The 26,940-nt window shown below is 62.8% G+C and carries 27 protein-coding genes; 13 read left to right on the forward strand and 14 right to left on the reverse strand.

Features of this window, described 5'->3' with window-relative positions; translation table 11 throughout:
• Positions 1–438 precede the first annotated feature (438 nt).
• Both pnuC and C4J90_RS14975 read left to right on the forward strand, forming a co-directional pair.
• Positions 439–1,002 (forward strand): nicotinamide riboside transporter PnuC, encoded by a 564-nt coding sequence (pnuC, locus tag C4J90_RS14970; protein WP_124420194.1) that lies wholly within the window; start codon positions 439–441, stop codon positions 1,000–1,002.
• Positions 999–1,535, forward strand: coding sequence for an AAA family ATPase (locus tag C4J90_RS14975; protein WP_124368979.1), 537 nt, complete (start codon positions 999–1,001; stop codon positions 1,533–1,535). Before pnuC ends, C4J90_RS14975 begins: the two co-directional genes overlap by 4 nt.
• Here the strand turns inward: C4J90_RS14975 and xth are convergent.
• From xth to C4J90_RS15030, 11 genes are all read right to left on the reverse strand, one after another.
• On the reverse strand, positions 1,532–2,326 hold the full coding sequence (gene xth / locus C4J90_RS14980) for an exodeoxyribonuclease III (RefSeq protein ID WP_124420195.1): 795 nt from the start codon (positions 2,324–2,326) through the stop codon (positions 1,532–1,534). The genes C4J90_RS14975 and xth overlap by 4 nt on opposite strands.
• A 76-nt stretch (positions 2,327–2,402) precedes the next feature.
• Positions 2,403–4,127 carry a gamma-glutamyltransferase gene (gene ggt / locus C4J90_RS14985; RefSeq protein ID WP_124363134.1) on the reverse strand — a complete coding sequence of 575 codons (1,725 nt, stop codon included), beginning with the start codon at positions 4,125–4,127 and terminating at the stop codon, positions 2,403–2,405.
• A 106-nt stretch (positions 4,128–4,233) separates the two neighbouring features.
• Complete coding sequence (gene metC / locus C4J90_RS14990) at positions 4,234–6,957, reverse strand: cystathionine beta-lyase (protein WP_124420196.1); 2,724 nt, start codon at positions 6,955–6,957, stop codon at positions 4,234–4,236.
• Positions 6,958–7,160: 203 nt separating this feature from the next.
• Positions 7,161–7,754: a cysteine dioxygenase gene (locus C4J90_RS14995; protein ID WP_124363136.1), complete on the reverse strand. Its 594-nt coding sequence runs from the start codon at positions 7,752–7,754 to the stop codon at positions 7,161–7,163.
• Positions 7,755–7,770: 16 nt separating this feature from the next.
• Entirely contained in the window at positions 7,771–8,595 is an 825-nt protein-coding gene (locus C4J90_RS15000) for an amino acid ABC transporter ATP-binding protein (protein ID WP_124363137.1), read from the reverse strand.
• Complete coding sequence (locus tag C4J90_RS15005; protein WP_124363138.1) at positions 8,582–9,265, reverse strand: amino acid ABC transporter permease; 684 nt, start codon at positions 9,263–9,265, stop codon at positions 8,582–8,584. Before C4J90_RS15005 ends, C4J90_RS15000 begins: the two co-directional genes overlap by 14 nt.
• Positions 9,255–9,980: an amino acid ABC transporter permease gene (locus C4J90_RS15010; protein WP_124363139.1), complete on the reverse strand. Its 726-nt coding sequence runs from the start codon at positions 9,978–9,980 to the stop codon at positions 9,255–9,257. Before C4J90_RS15010 ends, C4J90_RS15005 begins: the two co-directional genes overlap by 11 nt.
• Positions 9,977–11,179 (reverse strand): aminotransferase class I/II-fold pyridoxal phosphate-dependent enzyme, encoded by a 1,203-nt coding sequence (locus C4J90_RS15015; protein WP_124363140.1) that lies wholly within the window; start codon positions 11,177–11,179, stop codon positions 9,977–9,979. The genes C4J90_RS15010 and C4J90_RS15015 overlap by 4 nt, the downstream gene beginning before the upstream one ends.
• Positions 11,176–12,597, reverse strand: a complete 1,422-nt coding sequence (locus tag C4J90_RS15020) for an FAD-binding oxidoreductase (RefSeq protein WP_124363141.1) — start codon at positions 12,595–12,597, stop codon at positions 11,176–11,178. Before C4J90_RS15020 ends, C4J90_RS15015 begins: the two co-directional genes overlap by 4 nt.
• Positions 12,590–13,396, reverse strand: coding sequence for a transporter substrate-binding domain-containing protein (locus tag C4J90_RS15025; RefSeq protein ID WP_124363142.1), 807 nt, complete (start codon positions 13,394–13,396; stop codon positions 12,590–12,592). The genes C4J90_RS15020 and C4J90_RS15025 overlap by 8 nt, the downstream gene beginning before the upstream one ends.
• Position 13,397: 1 nt before the next feature.
• Complete coding sequence (locus C4J90_RS15030; protein ID WP_124363143.1) at positions 13,398–14,219, reverse strand: transporter substrate-binding domain-containing protein; 822 nt, start codon at positions 14,217–14,219, stop codon at positions 13,398–13,400.
• A gap of 243 nt (positions 14,220–14,462) precedes the next feature.
• On the opposite strand from C4J90_RS15030, the gene C4J90_RS15035 reads away from it, so the two are divergent.
• The 3 genes from C4J90_RS15035 (at position 14,463) to C4J90_RS15045 (ending at position 17,307) form a co-directional block, all read left to right on the forward strand.
• On the forward strand, positions 14,463–15,314 hold the full coding sequence (locus C4J90_RS15035) for a LysR substrate-binding domain-containing protein (protein ID WP_124363144.1): 852 nt from the start codon (positions 14,463–14,465) through the stop codon (positions 15,312–15,314).
• A gap of 78 nt (positions 15,315–15,392) precedes the next feature.
• A complete protein-coding gene (locus C4J90_RS15040; RefSeq protein WP_124363145.1) occupies positions 15,393–16,538 on the forward strand; it encodes a MalY/PatB family protein in 1,146 nt (381 codons plus the stop codon).
• An 82-nt stretch (positions 16,539–16,620) separates the two neighbouring features.
• The gene (locus C4J90_RS15045) at positions 16,621–17,307 is read left to right on the forward strand and encodes a hypothetical protein (RefSeq protein ID WP_124420197.1); all 687 of its coding nucleotides are present in this window, start codon (positions 16,621–16,623) and stop codon (positions 17,305–17,307) included.
• Positions 17,308–17,327: 20 nt separating this feature from the next.
• Here C4J90_RS15045 and C4J90_RS15050 read toward each other — a convergent pair whose 3' ends face one another.
• The gene (locus C4J90_RS15050) at positions 17,328–17,543 is read right to left on the reverse strand and encodes a molybdopterin-binding protein (protein WP_003173733.1); all 216 of its coding nucleotides are present in this window, start codon (positions 17,541–17,543) and stop codon (positions 17,328–17,330) included.
• Between the two features lie 315 nt (positions 17,544–17,858).
• Here C4J90_RS15050 and C4J90_RS15055 point away from each other — a divergent pair, with 315 nt between their 5' ends.
• The 8 genes from C4J90_RS15055 (at position 17,859) to C4J90_RS15090 (ending at position 25,242) form a co-directional block, all read left to right on the forward strand.
• Positions 17,859–18,815: an aliphatic sulfonate ABC transporter substrate-binding protein gene (locus C4J90_RS15055; protein WP_124420198.1), complete on the forward strand. Its 957-nt coding sequence runs from the start codon at positions 17,859–17,861 to the stop codon at positions 18,813–18,815.
• A 10-nt stretch (positions 18,816–18,825) separates the two neighbouring features.
• On the forward strand, positions 18,826–19,647 hold the full coding sequence (locus C4J90_RS15060) for an ABC transporter permease (RefSeq protein ID WP_124414880.1): 822 nt from the start codon (positions 18,826–18,828) through the stop codon (positions 19,645–19,647).
• Positions 19,644–20,360, forward strand: coding sequence for an ABC transporter ATP-binding protein (locus C4J90_RS15065; protein WP_124420199.1), 717 nt, complete (start codon positions 19,644–19,646; stop codon positions 20,358–20,360). Before C4J90_RS15060 ends, C4J90_RS15065 begins: the two co-directional genes overlap by 4 nt.
• 226 nt (positions 20,361–20,586) lie before the next feature.
• Complete coding sequence (locus C4J90_RS15070; protein ID WP_124367292.1) at positions 20,587–21,837, forward strand: ribonucleotide-diphosphate reductase subunit beta; 1,251 nt, start codon at positions 20,587–20,589, stop codon at positions 21,835–21,837.
• A 130-nt stretch (positions 21,838–21,967) separates the two neighbouring features.
• The gene (locus C4J90_RS15075; RefSeq protein WP_124404433.1) at positions 21,968–22,456 is read left to right on the forward strand and encodes a DUF1289 domain-containing protein; all 489 of its coding nucleotides are present in this window, start codon (positions 21,968–21,970) and stop codon (positions 22,454–22,456) included.
• A gap of 49 nt (positions 22,457–22,505) precedes the next feature.
• Positions 22,506–23,426 (forward strand): class I SAM-dependent methyltransferase, encoded by a 921-nt coding sequence (locus C4J90_RS15080; RefSeq protein WP_124420200.1) that lies wholly within the window; start codon positions 22,506–22,508, stop codon positions 23,424–23,426.
• A gap of 148 nt (positions 23,427–23,574) precedes the next feature.
• Complete coding sequence (gene pcsA, locus C4J90_RS15085) at positions 23,575–24,291, forward strand: phosphatidylcholine synthase (RefSeq protein WP_124363153.1); 717 nt, start codon at positions 23,575–23,577, stop codon at positions 24,289–24,291.
• 171 nt (positions 24,292–24,462) lie between these two features.
• Entirely contained in the window at positions 24,463–25,242 is a 780-nt protein-coding gene (locus tag C4J90_RS15090; protein WP_124363154.1) for a TSUP family transporter, read from the forward strand.
• Here the strand turns inward: C4J90_RS15090 and nudC are convergent.
• Both nudC and C4J90_RS15100 read right to left on the reverse strand, forming a co-directional pair.
• Positions 25,210–26,043 carry an NAD(+) diphosphatase gene (gene nudC, locus C4J90_RS15095; protein ID WP_124420201.1) on the reverse strand — a complete coding sequence of 278 codons (834 nt, stop codon included), beginning with the start codon at positions 26,041–26,043 and terminating at the stop codon, positions 25,210–25,212. The genes C4J90_RS15090 and nudC overlap by 33 nt on opposite strands.
• A 5-nt stretch (positions 26,044–26,048) precedes the next feature.
• Positions 26,049–26,861: a crotonase/enoyl-CoA hydratase family protein gene (locus tag C4J90_RS15100; protein WP_124420202.1), complete on the reverse strand. Its 813-nt coding sequence runs from the start codon at positions 26,859–26,861 to the stop codon at positions 26,049–26,051.
• Positions 26,862–26,940 lie beyond the last annotated feature (79 nt).

A 26,940-nucleotide genomic window follows, 5' to 3' on the forward strand; every position in this document is an offset into this window, starting at 1 on the left:
ACTTTTGAAAAGCGCAAAAGTAAGCAAAACGCTCTTGCCCCACCACTCGGCACCTCGCCCCGGCTCGGTGTGCCCGTAATCCGACAGTGATTTGGGGGGCCGCCGCCACGCGCCATCCATGGCGCGGGGCGGCTAAACCGGCATCCCTGCCGGTTTACCCCCCAAATCACTGTCGAATTCCGGCCAGCGTGGTTTAACGGGGCGCCTAGATCAAGAGCAAGATCAAGAGCGACTCGCTTCGCATCGTGGTTAGCGTAGGCTGCTGCTACAGAGTTGTGTAGATACCTATGCCCCGATGGGAGTGTGTCAGTCACCGCCACCAGCGACTGATCCCAGCCTTCGGGAACCCGCCCATTGCCACATTTACCCTCCGCTGTTTGAGGATGGATGACCTATAGGTACAATCAGCGCCCTCTTCCACTCTCCCAAGGAACCGCCATGTCCGGGCTTGAACTGTTCGCCGCCGCCTTGGGGGTGATCGCTGTGTGGCTGACGGTCAAGCAAAATCCCTGGTGCTGGCCTATCGGCCTGGTGATGGTGTTGCTCTACACCTGGGTGTTCTTTGAGGTGAAGCTGTATTCCGACATGCTGCTGCAGGGAGTCTACGCCGTGCTGCAAGTCTACGGCTGGTGGCAATGGACCCGTGCCGGCGCGGTCAAGCAAGGCCGTCAGGTCAGCAGCCTGGGCTGGCCGGCCATCTTGACCGCCCTGGCCGTCGGCGCGGTGTTCAGCCTGTTGCTCGGCGCCGCCATGGCCCACTGGACCGACGCCGCTCAACCCTGGCTCGACGCGGCCCTGACGGGTTTCAGCCTGGTAGCGCAGTTGTGGATGGCGCAAAAACGCGTGCAGTGCTGGCCGCTGTGGATCGTGGTGGATGTGATTTTCGTCGGGCTATTCCTCTACAAAGGCCTCTACCTCACCGCCGCGCTCTATGCACTGTTCACCGTAATCGCCGTGCAGGGCTGGCGTGAATGGCGCGCCGACCCGGCGTTGCACGCATGAAAGTGGTGGTACTGGCAGGCCCTGAATCCAGCGGCAAAAGTTGGCTGGCGGCTGAGCTGCACGCGCACTTCGGCGGGCTGATGGTGGGTGAATATGTGCGCTATTTCATCGACCACCACCAGCGCGACACCTGCCTGGCGGATATCCCGGCGATTGCCCAGGGCCAGTTGGCCTGGGAAGACGCCGCCCGCGCAGCGCAACCTGATTTGCTGATCCTCGACACCCACCTGCTGACCAACACACTCTGGAGCCAGACCCTGTTCGGCGACTGCCCCAGCTGGCTCGACAGCGAACTGCTGGCCCGTCACTACGACCTGCATCTGCTGTTGTCGCCCGAAGACGTGGAATGGAGCGCCGACGGCCAGCGCTGCCAACCCGACCTGGCCGACCGCCGAGCGTTCTTCCAGGCCAGCCTGGATTGGCTGCACGCGCATCAACAGCCTGTGGTGGTGATCCGGGGAGACTGGCAAGCGCGCCGGAACGCCGCGTTTGCCGCAGTCGAGCGCTTGCTCGGGGCGACAACGGTCGGTTAACGCTTTTTGCGCGCGCCGAGCTGAATCCAGGTCGGCGCGTGGTCGCTGGCATGCGCCTCGTTACGCACCCAGGCATCGACGCCCGCGTCCTTGAGATAGGGCTTGAGCGCCGGGTTGAGCAGCAGGTGGTCGATGCGCAGGCCGGAATTTTTCTGCCAGTGCTGGCGGAAATAGTCCCAGAACGTATACACCCGCTCTTCGGGGTACAAATGACGCACTGAGTCGGTCCAGCCCTGGTCAAGCAGGCGTTGATAGCAGGCGCGGCTCTCGGGTTGCAACAGCGCATCCTTGAGCCAGGAGCGCGGGTTATAGATATCCAGATCGGTGGGCACCACATTGAAATCCCCGGCCAGCACCACCGGGTGATCACTGGTTTGCAACGCCTGGGCATAGTCGATCAGGCGTTCGAACCAGGCTAGCTTGTAGTCGAATTTAGGCCCCGGTTGCGGGTTGCCGTTGGGCAGGTACAGGCAGCCGACCAGCACGCCGTGCACGGCCGCCTCGATATAGCGGCTTTGCTGGTCGCTCTCGTCACCGGGCAGGCCCCGCCGGCTTTCCAGCGGTTGCGCGTCCCTGGCCAGAATCGCCACACCGTTCCATGAGGCCTGGCCCAGGCAGATCGCGCCGTAGCCGGCCGCTTCGAACTCAGCGTAGGGAAACAGGCTTTCCGGCGCCTTGAGTTCTTGCAGGCAGACGACGTCCGGCTGCTCGCGGGCCAGCCACTGCAGCAGGTTGGGCAGACGGGCACGAATACCGTTGATGTTGAAGGTGGCGATTTTCAGCGCTTTCATGGGGTGGGGTCCTTTCGGGGCTCTTGGGATAGAGCCCCGAAATGCCGCAGATGTTCCATGCGCGAGCGAGTCGGCCTCAGTAACCCAACGACAGGCCCGTGTTGCGACGCGGGTCATTCGCGCCATAGAAGCGGTTGTTGCCCACCGGCTTGCCACCCAGGGCCGGCGCGCCCACCAGGATCGCGGCCAGGTGGTTGGCGTCCTGGGGACCGGCGAATTTATGCCCCCAGCTCTCGAGGATCTTCTGGGTGTCCGGGCTGACCGCGAAGGTTTCAAGGTTGGTGGTCTGCGGCATCCACTGCTGGTGGAAGCGCGGCGCATCCACGGCCTCCTGGATGTTCATCTTGTAGTCGATGACATTGAGGATGGTCAGCAAGGTCGCGGTGATAATGCGGCTGCCGCCTGGCGTGCCCACCACCATCACCGTCTTGCCATCCTTGGTCACGATAGTCGGGCTCATCGACGACAGCGGCGCCTTGCCCGGCGCAATGGCGTTGGCTTCACCCTGGACCAGGCCGTACATGTTCGGCACGCCGACCTTGACGGTGAAGTCGTCCATTTCATCGTTGAGGATTACCCCGGTCTTGCTCGCCATCACGCCCGCGCCGAACCAGTCATTGAGGGTGTAGGTGACGGAAACGGCGTTGCCCCAGGTGTCCACGATGGAATAGTGGGTGGTGTTGTTGCCTTCATGGGGCGACACGCCCGGCTTGATCGCCTGGGAGTCCCCGGCCTTGTGTGGCTCGATCGCGTCGCGCAGTTTCGCCGCGTAATTTTTATCCAGCAGATGCGCGATCGGGTTCTTCACGAAATCCGGGTCGCCGAGGTAGCTGTTGCGGTCTACATAGGCGTGGCGCATCGCTTCGATCTGGTAGTGCAAGCCCTGAGCCGAGTGGTACCCCAGGTCCGCCATCGGGTAGCCTTCGAGGATGTTCATGATCTGGCAGATCACCACGCCGCCAGAGCTTGGCGGCGGCGCCGAGACCACATGGTAGCCACGGTAATCGCACTCGATAGGCGCCAGTTCGCGGGTCTTGTAGGTATCCAGGTCAGCCTGGGTGATCAGGCCCTTGCCGGCCTGGCTCGACTCCACCAAGGCGTTGGCGACCCAGCCTTTATAGAAGCCATCGCTGCCCTTGGCGGAAATCTCCTTGAGGGTCCTGGCCAGGTCCTTCTGCACCAGTTTCTGGCCGACCTGCATCGGTTGGCCGTTATGCAGGAAGATCCCGCGCAGATCCTGGTCTTTCTCGAATTCGCCGGTGGCGGTGTGCAGCAGGTCGATATCGCCCTGCTCCAGGGCAAAGCCGTTCTCCGCCAGTTTGATCGCCGGCGCGATCACCTGGGCGCGCTTGAGGGTGCCGTACTTGCTCAGCGCCAACTCCATGCCGGAAACAGTGCCAGGCACACCGACGGCGAGGTGGCCCTTGGCGCTCAGGCCTTCGACGACATTGCCGTCTTTGTCCAGGTACATATCGGCCGTGGCCGCCAGCGGGGCTTTTTCGCGAAAGTCGAGGAAGGTCTTGCGCCCGTCCGCCAGCTGCACGGTCATGAAACCGCCGCCGCCCAGATTGCCTGCCGCCGGGTACACCACTGCCAGCGCATAGCCCACGGCCACCGCCGCATCCACCGCGTTACCGCCGGCCTTGAGCACCTCCACGCCGACCTGAGTGGCCAGATGCTGGGCGGTGACCACCATGCCATTTTCACCGGCCACCGGGGCCTGGGAAGCGGCGTGCACGCCACTGACCGTCAACACCAGCGCAGTGGCAATCAAGGTGCGGCTGAAGGGTTGGTATTTCATCCATGGCTACTCTATTTATTGAGATGCACCAAAGTAGCCCTTCCCTTATTCAATCCCCAGCGCGATGGCGTTTTTATTACAGAACCTGTCGGTGATGGAACGCACGTCAAGCCGGTGAGCCTTCAAGCCGTTCACCGGCCCGTGCAAAGCCGCGCTGCAGATCTTCAAGCAATGCCGCGACATCTTCCAAGCCGATATGCAGCCGCACCACCGGGTTCAACCCACGGTCGGTGGCACTGTCGCGGTCTTGGGTGTCGACCACGGTGACCAGGCTTTCATAGCCGCCCCACGAGGCGCCCAGGCCAAACAGCTGCAAGCCATCGATAAAACGTTCGAGGTAGCCGATGTCAGCCTTCGCCAGCTCAAACGATAACAAGCCGTTATTGCCGGTGAAGTCCCGGCGCCACAGGGCGTGCCCAGGATGGGTGGGGAGCGCCGGATGGAACACCCGCTTGACCTGCGGTTGCGCCTGCAACCACTGGGCAATGTGCAAGGCCTGGCGTTCATGCACATCCAGGCGCGACGCCAGGGTGCGCGCGCCGCGCAGGATCAGGTAGGCATCGTCGGCGCTCACCGCATTGCCGAAGGTATCGCTCATCCTGCCCAGCGCCGGCCAGGCGGCGGTGGTGGTGCACACGCTGCCCATCATCACGTCGCTGTGGCCGCCGAGGTATTTGGTCAGGGCCATGATGGAAATATCCGCGCCCAGTGCCAGGGGCCGGTACAGATAGCCCGAGCCCCAGGTGTTGTCGACCGCCAGCAGAATCCCGCGTGGCTTGCACAACGCGGCAATCGCCGGCAGATCGCACAGCTCATACAACAGCGAACCCGGCACTTCGGCGTAGACCAGCCGGGTGTTGGCCTGCAGCTGGTGTTCCAGGCCCTGGCCATCGGCGGGGAAATAGCTCACTTCAATGCCGAACGGCTGGAGAAATTCACGGGCCAGCTTGCGCACCGGTGAATACACCGCGTCGGTGATCAACACATGGTCGCCGGGGCGCAGGTAGGCCAGGAACACCTGGGCCGCCGCTGCCAGGCCGGTGCCATACAGCCGGGTGCGATAGCCGCCTTCCAGCTCGGTGACCAGGTCTTCCAGGGCATGGGCCGTCGGGTTGCCCCGCGCGCCGTAACTCAGCACCCGCTCGCTGTCCCGCCGGGCCCGGGCGTCGCGCATCTGCGCCAGGTTGTCGAACAGCACCGTACTCAGGCGCGTGATCGGCACATTGACCGCGCGGCCGCCGTGGCCCCTTTCAGTCCGAGCGGCGTGAATCAACCGCGTACGCACCCGCGACACCGGCGCCAACGGCTTGAGGCTGGCGATCTCCGCCGCGCTCATCTGCGCCAGCAGGCCGATTTCCCAGGCCAGGTACTGGCGCGCCGCGTCCTTGTTACCGCTGTGACGGTCATGGGTGAAGAACAGAAAGTCGATGCACTGCGCGTCGGGCGGCGAGTGCGGGTCTGCATCCACCGCCAGGCCGGCCGCGACCCAGGCCGCGAAACCACCCTCGAGCAGGCGTACCGCGCGCCCCTGCGCGGCAAAGGCCGCCAATGCGGGGTCGTCCGCCACCAGCACCTGGGGCCGATGCCCCGCCGTGAGTCGCGGACGAATCGACCAGCGCGAGCCGGCGATATGCCCCTTGCGATACGCCATGCTGGGGCGCAGGTCGACCAGGTCCACCTCGTTCAATTCCAGCGCCAGGGCTGCGGCGCTGATCAACGGCAGCGGTTCGTACGCCACCGGCTGCACTGTCGGCAACGCCAGGCCACTGTCGATGCCGCCGCTCAACACGTAGGCTTGATGCCCCAGCTGCCGCAGCCAACTGGCGACGATAGGCGCGCGCACGCCCTCGCTGTCCACCACGACCACCCGCGTCTGACGCACGCCGATGTAGAGGTCGGTGGCCTGGATCAACTGCCCGCCCGGTGTATGTTGCGCACCCGGCAGGCTGCCGGCGGCGAATTCCTCGAAAGTTCGCACATCACACAGGAACAGGCTGCGCTGGCTGTCGTCGGCCCACTGGCGCACCTGATCCGCCGAGACCTGTTCCACCCCTGCCCGCCCAGCCAACAGCCGTGCGGCCTGGCGCTGGCGATCCAGCTGTGGGCTGACGGGGTCGCCATAGCGTCGCGTGCTGCCGTGCTCCAGCGGCAAGTCTTCCAGATACCAGCCCTGGGTGCCGTTTTCCAGGGCATAGATCGGATTCTTCAAGCCAAGGTTGATCAGGGTCTGCGCGCCGATAATGCTGCGGGTGCGTCCGGCGCAGTTGATGACGATGGGGGTGGTGTCGTCCGGCACCAGGTCATGCACGCGATAGCCCAGCTCGCCGTTGGGGCAGCAGATGGAACCGGGAATCGTCATCTTGCGGTACTCCTCGAACGGTCGCCCGTCCAGCAGCACCAGCGGTTCGCCCCGCGCCTGCCACTCGGCCAATTGCCGCGCGGTGATGTGGGGCGTATGGCTGGCCGCTTCGACCAGTTCGCCGAAGGCCTTGGACGGCACATGCACCCCGGCAAACAACTGCAAGCCCGCCGCCTGCCAGCCGTCCGCCCCGCGCTCCAGCACATTCACATGGCTGTAGCCTAGCGTCTGCAACCGCGTGGCCACGGCTGCCGCGACCTCACCACCGTCCTGGTCGTAGATCACCAGGCGCACCTGGGGGTTGGGCGCCAGGCGGCGTACTTCCAGCTCCAGGCGGCTATAGGGCAGGTTCACCCCGTGAAACAGGTGGGCCTCGCCGTATTGCCCGTGTTCGCGCACGTCGAATAGCGCGATTTCCTGCCCGTCGAACAGCCACTGCTGCAGTTGATGCGGGGTGATGGTCTGGCTCATGGAAGTCCCAACAATTAAAAGAAAAGTGAGGGCAAAGCCCTAATGCAGTTAAGGCTTTTTGTAGGAGCGAGCTTGCTCGCTAAGAACTCAGAGCCACCGCGTTTATCCAGAATGAACGCGTTGCCTGGACGTTTTTCGCGAGCAAGCTCGCTCCTACAGTGAGCCCCATTCGCTTAAATGACTGGCATTAGGGCGAGGAACGCTCAGTAGGCGCGAATCGACGGTGCCATCTGCGAGGCGTTGTAGTTGAGGATGCGGCCGTCCGCTTCCACGCCGTAACGGCCGTTCAACGATTCCAAGGGCAGGCCGTAGAGGTGGAAATGCAAAGTCGCCTGTTCGCCTTCAACCTTTATGCCGTGCAGATCTTCGCCGAGGAACGAGATCGAGGTGCCCGGCTGCACAATCACTTCCTGTTCCAGGGTCAGGGTGGTGAAGCCCGGTTCGCGGCCCGCGTCGCTGCGCCCATAGACGTAGTTGATTTCCTGGCCTTCAATCGCGGTGATGATCGCCCACGTCTCGTGGTTGTGCGGGATCGTGCTTTTGCCCGGCAACAGCGAGTTGAGGTACAGCGTCGGGGTGTCGCCGTCATCGTTGAGGCGATAACGGAACGCCGTGCTGCCCTGCCCCGGCACCGGTGCGGGGAATTGGTCGAAGTTGAACAGGTCGCGACGTTCGGCCAGGCGTTCCAGCAGGCCAACGATCTGCACCAGCGCTGCGCGGTCTACGCCACGCTGGTTGATCACACGGACCTGTTGCAAAAACGCTTCGATGACGGCGGCACGGTTTTCGGTACTCATGACGAATTTCCTCAGGTCAGACAGACAGGCTGTAGCGGCTCAAATTGGCCAGCAGGTACGGGTCGTGGGCAATCGGGCCACGACGCCCCGCGTCGCCCAGGGCATGGCGCAGGAACGTCTGGGTGCGCTCGTTGGCCGGGTTCTGGAAGATGTGTGCGGCGCTGCCATGCTCGACAATCACCCCGTGTTCGGTGAAGTACACGACATCGCTGATCTCTTCGGCGAAGCGCATTTCGTGGGTGACCAGCACGCACGTCATGCCCTCTTCGGTGAGTTCGCGGATCACCGTCAGCACTTCGCCGACGGTTTCCGGGTCGAGCGCCGAGGTCACTTCATCGAACAGGATCAGCTCCGGGCGCATCGCCAGGGCGCGCGCAATCGCCACGCGCTGTTGCTGGCCGCCGGACAATTGGCCGGGGTAGGCATCGGCCTTGTGCTCCATGCGCACTTTGGCCAGCAGCGCCCGCGCGTCTTTTTCCGCCTCGGCGCGGTGGCGCCCGAGCACCTTGCGCGGCGCGATCACCAGGTTCTCCAGCACCGACAGGTGCGGAAACAGGTTGTACTGCTGGAACACAAAGCCGACGCGCTTGCGCAGCTCGATGCGCTGGGCTTCCTGGGCCAGGGTGTCGACCTGGGTCTGGCCCACGCGGATGCTGCCGCGCTGGGGCTGCAGCAGCCCGGTGATGCAGCGCAGGATCGTGGACTTGCCCGAGCCCGACGGGCCGATGATCGACACCGCCTGGCCGCGCAGTACCTCAAGGTTGATGCCCTTGAGCACCGGGTTGGCGCCGAACGACAGGTGCACATCCCGCAGGCTCACCAAGGGTTCAATAGAAGGCATAACGGCGCTCCAGGTGTTGGGTGAGACGGGAGATCGGGTAGCAATAGGCGAAGAACAGCACCAACAGGCTCAGGTAGATCACCACCGTGAAGCCGGTCATGTTCACCGTGTTGCTGGCGATCTGCGCGGTGTCGATCACGTCATGCACGCCCACCAGCGAGGCCAGTGCGGTGCCCATGGTGACCACGGCATAAAGGTTCATCCAGGGCGGCAACATGCGCTTGAAGCACTGCGGCAGGATGATCGAGCGGAACAACTGGCCACGGGTGAAGGCCAGCGAGCGCGCAGCTTCCCACTGGGTGCTGGGGATCGAACCGATGGCGCCGCGAAAGATCTCCGCCACGTTGGCGCTGGCCGGCAGCGCCAGGCCGAGTGTGACCTTGACCCAGTCGGGGAACGACACGTAGCTGTTGCCAATGTGGATTTCGAACGGAAACACGTAGGTGGTGAAATAGATCAGCACCAGCCACGGCGCATTGCGAAACACCTGCACCCACAGCCGTGCGACAAACCCCAGGGGCGACAGCGCCAGTGCGCCAATCAACAGGCCCAGCACCGAACCGATGGCAATCGCCAGCAGGCTGATCAGAATGTTCTGGCCGAAACCGGCCAGCAGCGCCGGCGACCATTGCAGCAAGGCCGACAGCACCGCAAATGAATCAGTGGCCATAGCCGGGCATCCTCAGGCGCGCTTCGAGCCAGCGCCCCACACAATTGACGATAAAGCTCAGCAGGCCGAAAAAGCCCAGGATCAGGATCATCAGCTCCAGCACGTTGTCGCTCTGGGTCCAGATCATGATCGCCGCGTAGGTGATGTCGCCCACCGCGATGGCCGAGGCCACGGCCGTCATCTTCACCAGGTCGATCAGGTTGTTGATCAGCGACGGCAAGGCAAAGCGCAGCGCCAGCGGCAGTTGCACATTCCACAGCAGTTGGCGGCGGCTGAAGGCCAGGGAACTGGCGGCCTCCAGCGTCACCGCGGGCACCGCCTCGATGCCGGCGCGCAAGGCCTCGGCATGGAACGCGCCCTTGTGCAGGGAAATCACGATCACCACCCAGGCGAACGGCGTCAGCGGGTTGGCCGCGCCGACCGCCTGGGTCAGCAGCATGTTCAGCACCAGGAACGCGCAGTACAGCTGCACCAGGGTGGGCGTATTGCGCGTGACTTCGATGAATACCCGCGCAGGCCTGGCCAACCACGGGTTGCCCGAGGTGAGCATCGCCGCCAGGCCGATGCCCGCCAGCAGGCTGCCGATGACCGTGAACAGGCACAGCAGGCCGGTGGTCAACGCCCCTTGCACCAGGGAGCCGCGCTGGTAGGCATCGAGCAGGAAGTTGTAATTCAGGCCGATACCGGCGGCCCAGTGCACGAACACTTCCATCATCGCAACTGCTCGCAGGCGCTGGCGATACGCCGTCCGGCCTCGACAACGCTGTCGGTCGCCGTGGCGATGGACAGGCGAAACCACGGCGACAGGCCATAGGCGCTGCCCGCCACCGCCGCCACGCCCTGTTCCAGCAGCCAGGCGACCACATCAGCGTCGTCTTCCAGGCGCAGGCCATCCGGGCGCAAGCGTCCCAGCAGCCCGGCGCAGCGCACAAACACGAAGAAACCGCCTTGGGGTTCGAGCACCTCCAGGCCGTCGACCTGTCTCAGCGCCTGGACCAGCCTGTCCCGACGCGCTTGATAGGTGGCGACCTGCTCCGCGAGAAAATCCAGCCCGCCGGAATACGCCGCCAACGCGGCGGCCTGGCCCACCGATGAAGCACCGGAGGTGGATTGCGACTGCACCACCGTCATGGCGTCGGTGAGCGTCTGCGGCCCGGCGCCGAAGCCGATACGCCAGCCGGTCATGGCGTAGGTCTTGGACACGCCGCCCACCAGCAGGCAACGCGCCTGCAGGTCCGGAGCGACATTCAACAGGCTCTGCGCCGGGTGGCCGTCGAAACGAATATGTTCATACAGTTCATCCAGCAGGATCAGCACCTGGGGATGGCGGCGCAATACCGCAGCCAACGCCGTCAGCTCGGCCTCGCTGTACACCGCGCCACTGGGGTTGCCCGGACTGTTGAGAATCAACCAGCGTGTGCGCGGGGTGAGGTGCTGTTCCAGTTGGGCCGGCAGCAACTTGCAGCCCTGCTCCAGGCCGCATTCGGTAAACACCGGCTCGCCGCCGTTGAAACGCACGCTGTCCGGGAACGACGGCCAGTAAGGCGTCGGCACCAGCACCTCGTCGCCATCATCCAGCGTGGCGGCGAAGGCATTGAAGATGATCTGCTTGGCGCCATTGGCGATCACGATGCTGGCCAGCGGGTAGTCCAGGCGATTTTCAGCCGCGAGCTTGCGCTGTACCGCCAGCCGCAACGCCTTCACCCCCGGCGTCGGCGTGTACTTGGTCGCGCCGGCGGCGATGGCGGCATAGGCGGCCTGCTTGACCGGCTCCGGGGTGTCGAAATCCGGCTCGCCGGTGGTGAGATCGAGAATGTCGCGCCCGGCCTCGCGCAACTCGGTGGCGCGGGATTTGGCGGCGGCGTTGGCGGACAGCGACACCCGCTGCACGCGCCGAGACAGGCGTACGCTCATGGCTGCACCTCGAGGACTTTTCCTGGGTTGAGCAGGTTGTGCGGGTCGAGCGCTTGCTTGATGCGGCGCATCAGGTCCAGCTCTACCGCGCTTTTGTAGCGCCCCAGCAAGCCGACCTTACGCTGCCCGATGCCATGCTCGGCGCTGATCGAGCCACCGTGGGCGTGGGCGCTGTCGTGCACCAGCGCGCTCAACTGCGCGTAGTGCGCCATGTGCGCCTCCACCGTCGAACCCAGCGGATGCGCCACGTTGTAATGCAGGTTGCCGTCGCCCAGATGGCCGAAGGTGAAGTGGCGCACGCCGGGAAAGTGCTGCTGCAACAACGCATCGGTCTGGGCCACGAACGCCACCACCTGGGAAATCGGCACCGAGATATCGTGCTTCATGTTGCGCCCAGCGCGTTTCTGCGCCTCGCTCATGTTTTCGCGCAGCAGCCACAGGGCCTGGCTCTGCGCCAGGCTCTCGGCGATCAGCGCATCACTGATCAATCGGTGTTCGAAGGCCTCACCCAAGACGTGTTCGAAGGCTTCGCGGGCATGGCTTTCGCCGTGGTTGTCGGACAGTTCGATCAGGGCGAACCAGGGTTGGCGCGCGCTCTTGAACGGCTGCGGGCCTTGGGGGAACTGCTCGCGCAGCAGGGCCAGGCAATCGGCAGAGAGCAATTCGAAAGCAGTCAGGTTCGCGCCGAAGCCGGCGCGGGCATGGGACAGGAAGGCGACGGCCTGGGCCAGTTCATCGAACGCCAGCAGCGCCGTGGCCTGGGCCAAGGGCTGCGGGAACAGCTTCAAGGTGGCGGCGGTGATAATGCCAAGGGTGCCCTCGCTGCCAATGTAGAGGTCGCGCAGGTCGTAGCCGGTGTTGTCCTTGCGCAAACCGCGCAGGCCATGCCAGATCTCGCCTTCGGCCGTAACCACTTCCAGCCCCAGGGTCAGCTCGCGGGTATTGCCGTAGCGCAGCACCGCCGTGCCACCGGCATTGGTGCCGAGGTTGCCGCCGAGGGTGCAACTGCCTTCGGCGCCCAAGCTCAGGGGAAACAGGCGGCCGGCCGCGCGCGCCGTGGCCTGGACGTCGTGCAGGATGCAACCGGCTTCCACGGTCAGGGTGTCGTTGTCGGTGTCGACATCGCGCACGCGGTTCATTCGGTCCAGCAACAGCAATACCGAACGCCCGCTGGCATCCGGCGTAGCGCCGGCCATCAGCCCCGTGTTGCCGCCCTGCACCACGATCGGCGCCTTCAATGCCACGCAGGCACGCACCACCGCCGCCACTTCGTCAGTGTTGGCCGGGTGCACCGCCGCGACGACCTGGCCGGTGTAGCGCCCCTGCTTGTCGGTCAGGTACTGCGCCGCCTGCGCGCTGCTCTGCACATGGGCGCTGCCGAGCAGTTGCTGCAGGGTGGCGAACAGCGCATCACTCATGGCTGTACTGCTCGTGCAAATCGCGCAGGGCCTGGGACGGCGCCATGCCGGTGCGCTCGCCCAGGGCAATCAGGAAGCCGCTTTTATGCCAGCCCTTCACGATGGCATCGAGCCTGGCCTGGGTGTCGTGCTCGCCCTTGCGAATCCAGATCACCGAGTTGGAGGGAATCAGGTCACCCGGCAGCGGTATCTCATAACCGGCCCACTCGGCGTCGCCGAGCAAGGCGTGCATGGTCGGGCTGACGTGCACCGCCGCCACGCACCCATTGCCGCGCAACGACAGCAGCGATTCGGACTGGCTGCGGAACGCCTTGATCTGCGCGCCGTAGGTGTCTTGCAACGGCTTGATGAAGTTGCTGCCCTGGGACACGCACACCGGCTTGTCCTTGAGGTCGGCCCACTGTTTGATGCCCGACCCCTTGCGAATCAACGCCGCGCCACCGACTTCTTCGTACGGCGTGGGCACGTAGTCGAGGATCTCGGCGCGCTCTTCGGTGAACTGCATATTGGCGATCAGAATGTCGACCTTGCCCTGTTGCAGGAACTGCACACGGTTGGGCGCCAGCACCGAAACGGTCTTGGTCTCGACGCCCAGCGCCTGGCCGACGGCCTTGGCCAGTTCGACGTTGTAACCCAGGTGCTCGCCGGTCTTGGGGTCGAGGGTGCCGAACGGCGGGCCGCTGAGGATCACCCCGACGCTGATGGCGTGGCGCTGGCCGATCTTGTCGAGGGTGGCGTCGGCATGGGCCACGCCTGCGCACAGGGCCAGGCCGAGCGCGAGGAGGCTTTTGAACGGCATGTCAGGCCCCCTTGAACTGTTGTTGCAACTCCACCAGCGCCGGCGAGGCCGGGCTGATGCGGTTGCGGGTCTGGGCTTCGATCAGCCAGCCGCTGCCGTGCAGCCGCTTGATGATCGGGTCGAGCCTGGCCTGGGTGTCGCTTTCGCCGCGACGGGTCCAGATCACCGATGGCGCCGGGTTGAGTTCCGGGCCGATGACACGGTAGTCCTGCCATTCGGCGCTGTCGTTAATCAGCGGGTTGATCAGGGTGGCGTCATGCACCGCCGCCACGCAATTGTTACCGCGCAGGGCCAGCAGGGATTCGGAGGAGCTTTTGAACGCCTTGATCTGCGCGCCGGATTCGGTCAGCGATTTGACATAGCTGCTGCCCTGGGAGGTACACACCGGCTGATCCTTGAGGTCTTCCCAGCGTGCGATCTTGCTGCGCTTGAGTACGGCCGCGGCGCCGCCGACGCGGTAGAACGGAGTGGGCACAAACCCGAGGATTTCGCCGCGCTCGGCGGTCCATTCCATGTTCGCGATCAGCAGATCAACCTTGCCCTGCTGCAGGAACTGCACACGGTTGGCGGGCAGTACCGGCACCAGTTGCACCTGGGCCTGGAGCTGGCGGCCGAGTTCGTTGGCCAGGTCCACGTTCAGGCCCTTGGGCTGCTGCGTCGTCGGGTCGATGCTGCCGAACGGCCCGCCGGACAACAGCACGCCCACCACCAGCACATGGCGCTGCTCGATCTTGTCCAGGGTCGCATCGGCCTGCGCCGCCACGCTGGCGCCCAGGGCGATCATCGACCCGAGGGCCACCGGCAACCATTTCTTCAACTTCATTGGATTTCCCCTGGCGAATGATCGGCGTAGCCCCGACCTGATGGAGGGGCATGCTAGGGAGAGTGGGCGAGCAACGGAAATGCAAATATCTCATATCGTTATAACTTTACTTTGAGGCGCCACCTTCGATTGCGGAATAAGCCATGCTTTGCTGGACTGAATAAAAACAGGCTTCCCTCATACATAAAAAAATGTAATGTTTAACTTCACACCGTTGATATAAAACCGCCTCCGGAACCGGCCATGTCGACCCTCGACCTAGAACTGTTGCGCACCTTTATCGCCGTGGTCGATCACCACAGCTTCGCCGAAGCCGGCCTGCACCTGGCCCGCACCCAATCTTCCGTGACCCAGCATATGCAGCGCCTCGAGCAGCAGGTGGGGGTCAGCCTGTTCGAGAAGCGCGGGCGGCAAAAGCAACTGACCGAGCCCGGACTGCAGTTGCTGCGCCATGCGCGCCAGATGCTGTCGTTGAATGACGAGGTGCTGAATTCCCTGCGTGAAAGCAGCCTGAGCGGCGTGTTGCGTATCGGCTCGCCGCACGATATCGCCGACACCATCCTGCCGCCGATCCTCAGCCACATCGCCCGCTCCGCGCCGCGCTTGCGCCTGGAAATCGATGTGGGGCGCAGCCCGTTTCTGATGGACGATCTGCACCGGGGCAAGGTCGACATGGTCATTTCCACCCGCTCCGACCCCACCCTGGAGGGGTTTGCCTTGCGCACCTCGCCGGTCTGGTGGATTTGTTCGGCGCAGTACATTCATCAGCCCAGCGAACCGTTGCCATTGATTCTGGTGGATGAGCCGAGCATCTACCGGCGCTATGCACTGGAGGCACTGGAGCGGGCCAATATTGCCTGGCGCCAGGCGTACCTGGCGTCGAACCTGATCGGGATCAAGGCGGCGACCCGTGCCGGGCTGGGGGTGACGCCGCGCAGCATGGAGATGCTTGGCCCGGACATGCGCGTATTGGGCGAAACGGACGGGCTGCCGCGCCTGCCGGAGGTGACGTATTACCTCTGGATCCGCCCGAACACGGCCAACCCGATTGCCAGGAAAGCCTATGACTTGATTCGTGGGAGCCAGGGCTTGTAAACACGCTGCTGGCAACGGGATGTTATCCCGTTAGAATCACCGCCCTATCCTGCCCGCCTTCCTGATACGAGCCCCTCCATGAGCTTTGATTTCGACACGATCCACCCACGCCTCGGCACCGGCAGCACCAAGTGGAACCGCTACCCGCAAGACGTCTTGCCGATGTGGATCGCCGACATGGACATCGCCGCCCCACCTGCCATCCTTCAAGCGTTGCATGCGCGCCTCGACCAGCAGGTGCTCGGCTACAGCGTCGCCGGCCCGGATGTGCGCGAGGCGATCATCGCCGACCTGTGGGCCAAGTACGCGTGGCGCGTGCAACCGGATGAGCTGCTGTTCCTGCCGGGCGTCGAGCCGGGTTTCAATATGGCCTTGCACGCGTTTGTCCAGCCAGGCCAGCCGGTGGTGCTGCAAACCCCCAACTACCGGCCGATTCGCCTGGCGCCCGGCCACTGGAATTTGCCACGCATCGAAGTAGCGTTCGAGTGGATCGAGGGCGAATACCGCACGCCCCTGCCGGCGCTGCGCCAGGCACTGAGCGGCGCCGGTGCGCTGCTGTTGAGCAACCCGCACAACCCCATCGGCAAAGTCTTTCCCCATGCAGAACTGCTGGCCGTGGCCAACGCCTGCCTGGAAAGCGGTGCGCTGATCATCTCCGATGAAATCCATGCCGAACTGTGCTTTGACGGCCGTCGGCATATCCCGATTGCCAGCCTCAGCGAAGAGATTGCCCAGCGCACCATCACGCTGATGTCGGCGAGCAAGGCCTATAACGTGGCCGGGCTGAAGACCTGTTTTGCCGTGGTGCAGAATGCCGAAATCCGCGAGCGTTTCAACCAGGCCCGTTGCGGCATGGTCGACAGCGTCAGTCCCCTGGGCCTGGAAGCCACCCGCGCCGCCTACAGCCAATGCGGCGCCTGGCTCGACGCGCTGAAGCATTACCTGCAAGCCAACCGTGATTACCTGCTCGATGCCGTGCACACCCGCCTGCCTGGCGTGGTAATGCATGCGCCACAAGGTACATTCCTGGCCTGGCTCGATTGCAGCGCCCTGGGCCTGGAAGATCCGCAGCAGTTCTTCCTGGAACAGGCCAAGGTCGGGTTGAGCGCCGGCATTGAGTTCGGCGATGACAGCCAGCAGTTCGTGCGCCTGAACTTCGGCTGCCCACGGTCGATGCTGGAAGAGGGTCTGCAACGTATGGAACGCAGCCTGAAAAACCGCTGAATGGGCTGGAACCGTAGAAGGCTTTTTCAGCACTCAAGGCAATCCCCTTGTGCCGCTGAACCTTCTCGGAGCTTTGCGCCCTATGCTGTCGACACGCCCTGCAACCAACGGCCCTGTGCAATTCACAGAATCAGTCAAGCCGAACCAGTCACCGCAAGAACCTGCACCAACGGGCTCGGTTCTAGAGGCCGCTGCCTTCACCGCATTACATCAATTGACGCGCTTTGTGGGGCTGAAACATCCACTGGCTAACCCGCCCAGCGCGCGTTCAGACATCAAGTCTGTGGAGGTTGAAATGGGCCGGTCAGTCTCTTTGAATAGAGGCCACGACCCGCTCGCTACCCGCGGGTTGTCGGACTGCTCGGCGCTGGCAGTGCTCACCGGCTGGAACGGATCCACCTACCAGAATCGCACCTTGATGCATCTTACCGGCAGCAATCTGGAACTGGGCCTGAATCCGGGAAATAGCGATACTCGAGCGTTGATGCACAGATTGCAGGCATCGCTGGACAAGAACAGTCATGTGATTCTGGTAGCCGGGGTGAATTCAAGTTCCCTGCAAGGCATGGCAACGACCATCGGGCAAACCCTGCACGGCGAGCAGCCGCTACGGGGTCTGCTCATCGGCCACTCAGGCGCGGCAGTGACCCTGGCCAGTTCCACCGGCATCACAATCAATGCCGATGGCACCTTCAAATTGCTTGACGGAACCGGTAAAGGGGTACTCAGTCGCGAAGACGTCGCCAGCGTGTTTGATCGCGTCGACTGAAAGCGCCCGCCTGAGGCTTTTTAAAGCTTGGCGATGGACACTTCGGTGGATTTCACAAAGGCAATTACCTCGCTGCCCACCTTCAACTCCAGGTCACGCACCGAGCGGGTGGTGATCACCGACGTGACAATGCCGGATGCGGTTTGCACGTCGATTTCCGACACCACTTCACCCAGCAGGATTTCCTTGATCACGCCCTTGAACTGGTTGCGCACGTTGATCGCTTTAATGGTCATGTCGGTTTTCCTTTTGGCTGTTGAGTCAATCCGCACGAATGCGCAGGCACTCAAAATGCGCTCTCGACAAGAACATTAAAAGGAATATATAACTCTTTATTTATTCGATATAGATATATACAAACTGTTGCCCAGCCAACAGCACTTCAACAATCTGCCTGCATCCGCCACAGCCTCCACTCGGCACACACGCGCAAACACGCGACAACGCAGATGGCACAGAGACTGCATATTCCTGAAAAGCATGACTAAGCATGCGAACTAATTTTCTGAATATAAGAAAACTCTAAACGCCCACGTGCCCGGAGCTGTTCCATGAAACCCTTTGCCCAACGTGTACTTGGCGCATGCGCCCTCGCCTTGTGCCTGCAACCGCTGGCCCAGGCCGCCGAAACCGATCCCGCAAAAGTCAATCTCGACTACGCCTACTACTCGCCCGTCAGCCTGGTGCTCAAGCATTTTGGTTGGCTTGAACAAGCCTTGCCGAATTCCAAGATAGGCTGGGTATTGAGCCAGGGCAGTAACCGTTCGCTGGAATACCTCAACAGCGGCGGCGTGGATTTCGCCTCTTCCGCCAGTTTGTCCGCGGTGCTGAGCCGGGCCAACGGCAGTCCGATCAAATCGGTGTATGTGTACAGCCGCGCCGAGTGGACGGCCCTGGTGGTGCGCAAGGATTCGCCCTTCAACAGCGTCACCGACCTCAAGGGCAAGAAAATCGCCGCTACCAAAGGCACCGACCCCTACTTGTTCACCCTGCGCAGCCTGCAACAGGCCGGGCTGAACAAGGACGATGTGGAACTGGTGCACCTGCAGCATCCGGACGGCCGCACCGCCCTGGAAAAAGGTGACGTTGACGCCTGGGCCGGCCTCGACCCGCATATGGCCGCCAGCCAGATACAGGCCGGTTCGCGCCTGCTGTATCGCAACAAGGACTTCAACAGCTACGGCGTGGTCAGCGTCACCGAGCAGTTCGCCAAGGCGCATCCGCAGACCATCACCACGGTACTGGGCGCCTATGAAAAGGCCCGGGACTGGGCGGTAAAGCACCCGGATGAGTTCGCCAAGCTGCTCGCCGATGAATCCGGCCTGCCGTTGGAAGTGGCCAAGCTGCAGCTGTCGCGTACCGACCTGAGCACGCCGTTCTTGAGCAGCAAGGATGTGCTCGCCTCCAAGGCCGCCGCGCCGATCCTGGTGTCCGAAGAGCTGGTGCGCAAAGGGGTGAACGTGGACCAGGTGATCGACCAGTTGCTCGACACCTCGTTCGGCCGCTAAGGAGCGCGTGATGACCAGCAAAACCCAAGCCCTGCCACTCGCCCCGCCACGACAGATCAAGCGCAGCGCCTGGCCGCAACGGCTCAAGGGCCTGGTGTTGCCAGTACTGATCCTGCTGGTGCTGGAGGCGGTGGTGCGCGTGGGCTGGCTGCCGTCGTACCAGATGCCGGCGCCCAGCGAGATCGCCGTGACCCTGGCGGACCTCGCCGAAGGCTCCCTGTGGAAACACATCAGCGCCAGCCTGGTGCGGGTGCTGCTGGGTTTTGCCATTGGTGCGAGCCTGGCCTTGGTATTCGCCGCCTGGGTGGGCTTGAGCCGCGAAGCCGAGGCCTATCTGGAGCCGACCTTCGCCGGGTTGCGCTCGATCCCGAGCCTGGCCTGGGTGCCATTGCTGCTGCTGTGGCTGGGCATCGACGAGACCTCCAAGGTCGTGCTGATCGCGATTGGCGCGTTCTTCCCGGTGTACCTCAATGGCGTTGCGGCCATCCGCGATATCGATCGCAAGCTCGTGGAAGTCGGGCAAATGTATGGGTTCAATCGGCGCCGCCTGGTACGTCGCATCCTCTTACCGGCGGCGCTGCCCGGCCTGTTTACCGGGTTGCGCAGCGGCCTGAGCCTGGCCTGGATGTTTCTGGTGGCGGCAGAGTTGATCGCGGCCACCAAAGGGCTGGGCTACCTGCTCAGCGATGGGCGGGAAACCTCGCGGCCGGATATCGTGCTGGCGGCGATCATCGTACTGGCGCTGCTCGGCAAGGTCAGCGATGGCCTGCTCGCGGCACTGGAAAAGCGCTGCCTGGCCTGGCGCGACACCTTCCAGGGAGCCGGAAAATGAGTGTGCAACCGCTGCTGGACATTCACGTTGTGCGCAAAAGCTTCGACAGCGCCGCCGTCTTGAACAATGTGCGCCTGGCCTTGCAACCGCGCGAAGCCGTGAGCCTGCTGGGGCCCAGCGGGTGCGGCAAAAGCACCTTGTTGCGCATTGTCGCGGGACTGGACAACGACTACCAGGGCGAACTGCGCAGCCCCAACGGCGAGGTGGCCTTCGTGTTCCAGGAACCACGGTTGATGCCCTGGCTTACGGTGGAGCAAAACATCGGCTTCAGCGCGGACAATCACTACGACAAGGCCTGGGTCACGCAGTTGATCGAAGAAGTCGGCCTCACGGGTTTTGCCCAGGCGCTGCCCAAGGCGTTGTCCGGCGGCATGGCGCAACGGGTCGCGATTGCACGGGGCCTGTATTCACGGCCGCAGGTGTTGCTGCTGGATGAACCGTTCAGCGCCGTGGATGCGTTCACGCGCATGAAGCTGCAGGACCTGCTGCTGCAACTGGCCGAACACCATGCCATCGCCTTGCTGCTGGTGACCCATGATGTGGACGAGGCGCTGTACCTCAGCGACCGGGTATTGGTGATGGGCAATCGGCCCAGCAGCATTCGCCAGGTGCTGGCGGTGGATTTGCCGCACCCGCGAGACCGGCGCGATCCGTCCCTGGCTCGGCTCAAGGCGCTGTGCCTGACCGAGTTGCAACACGCCCACGTCATCTGACGGACTCCCCTCCAGCGTTCAACGCTCAGGCGCCGACTTGTGCGTTGACCATCGCTGTCACACACCATATAGTGTGCCCACAAACACATAACACCACTACATAGTGTGCAGGCTCGGTATTTTCCGACCACACTATGCGCCGTATTTCAATGCCTTGAAGCCTGCAAACCGCATATTTTTGGACGGTTTCACGCACCGTCAAAACAGAACAGGAAGGAGTATTTCGATGCTGAGTTGGGATGAAGTCGACAGCGAAGACAGCGTTGCCCCCGTGATCAAAGGCGCCAACGCCGGCCACGCCACCGAAGCCAACATGGACCGCCTCGACGGGGCCGGCGCTGCTGCCGCCATCGAAGCCCGCGCCGTCACCGCCAATGACTCCGCCGCCATCGTGCGCGCCAAGGCTGCCCTGGACAAACTCGACGTCGCCGAAGGCCTCGCCGAACTCGAAGGCGCCTCCGCCCGCGTCGCCGTTGACGAAAAACGCATGATCAACTGCCGCGCCGACCTCAACCAACTCGTGCCCTTCAAGTACGACTGGGCCTGGCAGAAATACCTCGACGGCTGCGCCAACCACTGGATGCCGCAAGAGGTCAACATGACCGCCGACATCGCCCTGTGGAAAGACCCCGAAGGCCTGACCGACGACGAACGCCGCATCGTCATGCGCAACCTGGGCTTCTTCTCCACCGCCGACTCCCTCGTTGCGAACAACCTGGTGCTGGCCGTGTACCGCCTGATCACCAACCCGGAGTGCCGCCAGTACATCCTGCGCCAGGCCTTCGAAGAAGCGATCCACACCCACGCCTACCAGTACTGCATCGAATCGCTGGCCATGGATGAAGGCGAGATCTTCAACATGTACCACGAGATTCCATCGGTCGCCAAGAAAGCGGCCTGGGGCCTGAAGTACACCCGCTCGATCTCCGATCCGAAGTTCGAAACCGGCACCGTCGACACCGACAAGGAACTGCTGCGCAACCTGGTCGCCTACTACTGCGTGCTGGAAGGCATCTTCTTCTATTGCGGCTTCACCCAGATCCTCTCCATGGGCCGCCGCAACAAAATGACCGGCGTGGCCGAGCAGTTCCAGTACATCCTGCGCGACGAGTCGATGCACCTGAACTTCGGTATCGATGTGATCAACCAGATCAAAATCGAAAACCCGCATTTGTGGGATGCCGAGATGAAGGAAGAAGCGACCCAGATGATCCTGCAAGGGACGCAGCTGGAGATCGAATATGCGCGCGACACCATGCCACGCGGCGTTCTCGGCATGAATGCGGCGATGATGGAGGATTACCTCAAGTTCATCGCGAATCGTCGGTTGTCGCAGATTGGGTTGAAGGAAGAGTACCCAGGCACGACCAACCCGTTCCCGTGGATGAGCGAGATTATGGACTTGAAGAAAGAGAAGAATTTCTTTGAGACTCGGGTGATTGAGTATCAGACCGGCGGCGCGCTGAGCTGGGATTGATTCAACAGCACAGATCCAACATGTGGGAGGGGGCTTGCTCCCGATAGCGGTGTATCAGTCACAGCTGCTTTAACTGAACCACTGCTACGGGAGCAAGCCCCCTCCCACATTGAGAACGAAATTGCCCTTTATGCCCAACCAAACCATCAAAACGCCCTGTGTAGGCCTGTGCTCCACCGTCTACGGTGACCTGGTCTGCCGGGGCTGCAAGCGTTATCACCACGAAGTGATCCAGTGGAACGGCTATAACGCCGAGGAAAAACACGCGGTGTGGCTGCGCCTCGAGCAGTTGCTGGTGCAGGTCATGGCCAGCAAGCTGGAAGTGTTCGACCCGCAGCGCCTGCGCCAACAGCTGGAAGACCGCAAGATTCGCTTCATGCCGCAACAGTCGCCGTATTGCTGGGCATACCAGCTGATTGCGCGGGGGGCGCGGGTGATGTCGAAGCTGGACGCCTATGGGTTGGCGTTGCTGCCGGAGTTTCGTGAACGTAGCCTCACGGACCTGCGCGATGCGATTGACCGGGAGTTTTTCCTGCTGTCCGAGGCGCATTACGAGCGCTATATTGCGCCGGTTTTTCTGCGCGATTCCTTTGGTCCAGCCCTGATCGCCACGCTCTGACGCGCAATTGTGTTTAAAATGCCGCCCGCTCAACGACTGACGCTCAACGATGACCCCAGACGCACTCGCTACCCTGCACGCCCATCTGCTCACCGCCCTGGCGAGCGCTCCGGCTGAAACCCGGCGCCTGTTTCACGGCCGTGGCCGCTGCTGGCCGGGCCTCGAGCAGGTGACGGTGGACTGGCTGCAAGGCGTGGTGCTGGTAGCGCTGTTCAAGGAAACCGAGCATCTGCACGCCTTGAAGCAGCAGTTGTTGCAGATCGACTGGGCCGGCTTCGGCGCCCATACCGTGGCGCTGCAACACCGCTACCTGCCGCAAAGCACCACCGAGTGGCTGGTGGGCGAGGCAATCGATGAGCTGACCATCACCGAAGGCGGCCTGCGTTACCTGATCGACTTGGGTAAAAAGCAGAACAGCGGCCTGTTCCTCGACATGCGTTACGGGCGCAACTGGGTGCGCGAGCAGGCCGGGGGCCAGCGCGTGCTTAATTTGTTTGCCTACACCTGCGGATTCTCCGTGGCCGCGATCGAAGGTGGCGCCGACCATGTGGTGAACCTGGACATGGCCCGTGGCGCCCTGAGCCGTGGCCGCGACAACCATCGCCTGAATGGTCACGACTTGAGCAAGGTAAGCTTTCTGGGCCACGACCTGTTCAAGTCCTGGGCCAAAGTCACCAACAGCGGCCCCTATGACCTGGTGATCATCGACCCGCCGTCCTTTCAGAAAGGCAGCTTTCTGTTGAGCAAGGATTACCAGCGCGTACTGCGCCGCCTGCCGGATTTGCTCACGGCCCAGGGCACGGTGCTGGCGTGCATGAACGATCCGGCCTTTGGCGAAGACTTCCTGATCGACGGCGTCACCCGCGAGGCACCGGGCCTGCGCTTTGTAGAACGCCTGGCAAACCCACCGGAATTCCCGGATATCGACCCGCAAAGCGGGTTGAAGGCCCTAGTGTTTCGCCAAGGCTGATGCCGAAAAGTCCTACGCTTGCTACGCTAAGCCATACGCCGGGCGGTGAACCTTATCCCTGCCTTCCCGGTCGATACCTGCATTCCCCGGCCAGACTCGACAGCGTTACGCTGTCGGCTGCCCCGTTTGACCCTTTGGAGAACCGCCCGTGATATCGACCCTGCATGTAGCCAGAATCAAAGCCTGGGGCGCCCACGGCTTTACCGCCACCGGTGTAGTACTGGCATTCCTGGCCACCCTGGCACTGCTGGAAAATTCCCCCAAGGCCTGCCTGCTGTGGCTGGGCCTGGCACTGGTGGTAGATGGCGTCGACGGCTCCCTGGCGCGACGGGTCAATGTCAGCACGGTATTGCCCAGCTTTGACGGCTCGGTATTGGACCTGGTGATCGATTACCTCACCTACGTATTCATCCCCGCGCTGTTTATCTACCGCTATATCGACCTGCCGGACTTCACCCACCTGTTTGCGGTATCGGTGATCCTGGTGTCGTCGCTGTTCTGCTTCTGCAACGTCAACATGAAGAGCAAGGACAACTATTTCGTTGGCTTCCCGGCGGCATGGAACGTGGTGGCCTTGTGTGTGTACATCATCCAGCCCGACGCCTGGATCACCTTGCTCACTGTAATCGGCCTGGCGCTGCTGACCGTGACGCCGATGAAGTTCCTGCACCCGTTCCGGGTCAAGCGGTTCATGCCGATCAATATCGCGGTGACCACAATCTGGTTGCTGTGCAGCTTCCTGATGGTGGTGGATTACCCGAACACCAACCCGTGGACGTTCGGCTTATGGTCGCTGATGTCGGCGTACTTCCTGGGTATTTGCATCTGGCGCACGGCGCTGGAATGGATGGGCACTCACAAATAACCCAAATGTGGGAGGGGGCTTGCTCCCGATGGCGGTGGGTCAGTAACACTTAAGCTGACTGACCCACCGCTATCGGGAGCAAGCCCCCTCCCACATTTTTTGGTTCTGCGTACATTCGACAGGTAAGATACGGCCTTTCGCATAGCGCACCTCCAACAATAAGCCCTGCCCATGCCCTTCGAACTCAGCGTTGACCTGACTACCCTCGCCATTCTCGCCGTCGTGGCTTTTATCGCTGGCTTCATCGACGCCATCGCTGGCGGAGGTGGCTTGCTTACCACCCCTGCCCTGTTGACCGCCGGCATGCCGCCGCATCTGGTGCTGGGCACCAATAAACTCAGTTCCACCTTTGGCTCGGCCACCGCCAGCTTCACCTTCTACCGCCGCAAGCTGTTCCACCCGCGCCAGTGGGTGCATGCCATCGTCGGCACCTTGGTCGGCGCGCTGACCGGCGCTGTGGTCGCGCACTATTTGCCCGCCGAGACCCTGAACAAGATGCTGCCGGTGATTGTGTTCGCCTGCGGGGTGTACCTGCTGTTCGGCGGCACGCCCAAGGCACCGCTGGACGCCGAGGCGCCGATCAAGAAGAAATGGCAGGCTACCCAGGGCTTCGGCCTGGGCTTCTACGACGGCGTGGCCGGGCCCGGGACCGGTGCGTTCTGGACCGTGAGCACCATGCTGCTGCACCCGATCGACCTGGTGAAGGCCAGCGGCGTGGCGCGCAGCATGAACTTCGTCAGCAATGCGGCGGCGCTGACAGTGTTTATCATCAATGGCTCGGTGGACTGGGTGGTCGGCCTGGCGATGGGCGTCTCGGTAATGGGCGGCGCGTTCTTTGGCGCGCGCAGCGCAATCAGCGGCGGCGCCAAGTTCATTCGCCCGGTATTCATCACCGTGGTGCTCGGCCTGACGGTGCGCCTAGCCTGGCAGCACTGGTTCAGCGTGGCCTAAGCGACGGGCCACATACAGGTCGATCAGGTAACGCGCAATCGAGCGTGACGCCGGCAACGGCGGCAGGTCGTGGATGTTGAACCACTGCGCATCTTCGATCTCGTCGGCCTGGGGCACGATATCGCCACCGGCATACTCGGCATGGAAACCCAGCATCATCGAATGCGGGAACGGCCAGCACTGGCTGCCCATGTACTGCAGGTTCTTTACCTCGAGCTGCACTTCCTCGCGCACTTCGCGGATCAGGCAGTCTTCGGCCGACTCACCCGGCTCGGCAAAGCCGGCCAGGGTGCTGTAGACCCCGGTGACAAAGCGTGGGGAGCGCGCCAGCAGAACCTCATCGCCCCGGGTCACCAGCACGATCATGCTCGGCGAAATCCGCGGATAGCTGCGCAGGTCGCAGGGTTGGCAGTACATCGCCCGCTCCCGTGGCACCTTGACCATCGCCTGGCCGCAACTGCCGCAGAACCGATGCTCGCGCGCCCAGGTGCCGATCTGTGCGGCATAGCCCAGCACTTTGTACAGGGTGTGATCGCCCTGCAGCATAAAGCCGCGCAGGCCTTGCCAGCTGCAACCCGGTACTTCGCCAGCGCTGTCAAGTTCCAGCAGGTACACCGGCTCGCCATCGAGGTGGCCGATGCCGTGTTCGGCAAACACCGACAGGTCCTGGCGCTTGAGCCATTCCCGAGGGAACAGAGGCCCGTTGGCATCCTGCAAAAAGCCATCGCGGCTGCGGGCGACGGCCCAGCCGCCCGCAGCGTCATTGTCCAACAGCGTTGTGGTAATCCAGCCTGGGGTCATATCGATCAATCCAAGAATTCGGGTGCCTGCTTGCTCATATGGGCCGCGATGGCCACGCGCAGGTCGTTGGATTGCAACATAGCCGAGTTCCAGGTGGCAACGTATTCCAGGCCATCATTGACAGTGTGGTCGCGCATATAGCTGATCATGGCCTTGGTACCGGCCACGGCGATCGGCGACTTGGTGGCTATTTCATGGGCAATGGCCATGACCCCGGCCAACAGGCTTTGCTGGTCGGCAAACACGCGATTGACCAGGCCGATGCTGCGCGCTTCCTCGGCACCGAACTGACGACCGGTGTAGGCCAGTTCGCGCAACATACCGTCGCCGACGATGCGGGGCAGGCGTTGCAAGGTGCCGACGTCGGCGGCCATGCCCATGTCGATTTCCTTGATCGAGAACTGCGCGTCCTCGGCGGCGTAGCGCATGTCGCAGGCGCTGATCAGGTCAATGGCACCGCCGATGCAGTAGCCGTGGATCGCGGCGAGTACCGGCTTGCGGCAGTTGTCGACCGCATTGAACGAGGCTTGCAGCCCGAGGATCTTGCGCCGCAGCAGGCGTGCATTGCGGCCCACATCCTTGCCCAACTCATTGGCCACCGAGGCCAGCAGCATCAGGTCGATGCCGGAGGAAAAATGCTTGCCGGCACCACTGAGCACCACGGCGCGCACGGCATCGGTGTCGTCGACCCATTGGAAGATCTCGATGATTTCGCTCCAGAACGCCGCGTTCATCGCGTTGATCTTTTCCGGGCGATTGATCTGCACATGGGCAACGTTGCCGCTGAGTTCCACAACGAACGCTTGGTATTCGGACATGGCCGTGATCCCTGACTGGCGAGTGATAAGGCCCGAACTATAACAAGGGCAGGCAACGGCGCATCGGCCAAAAGCGGGA

Origin of the sequence: Pseudomonas sp. R2-60-08W (genome assembly GCF_003852335.1) — a bacterium.
Classification (GTDB): Bacteria; Pseudomonadota; Gammaproteobacteria; order Pseudomonadales; family Pseudomonadaceae; genus Aquipseudomonas.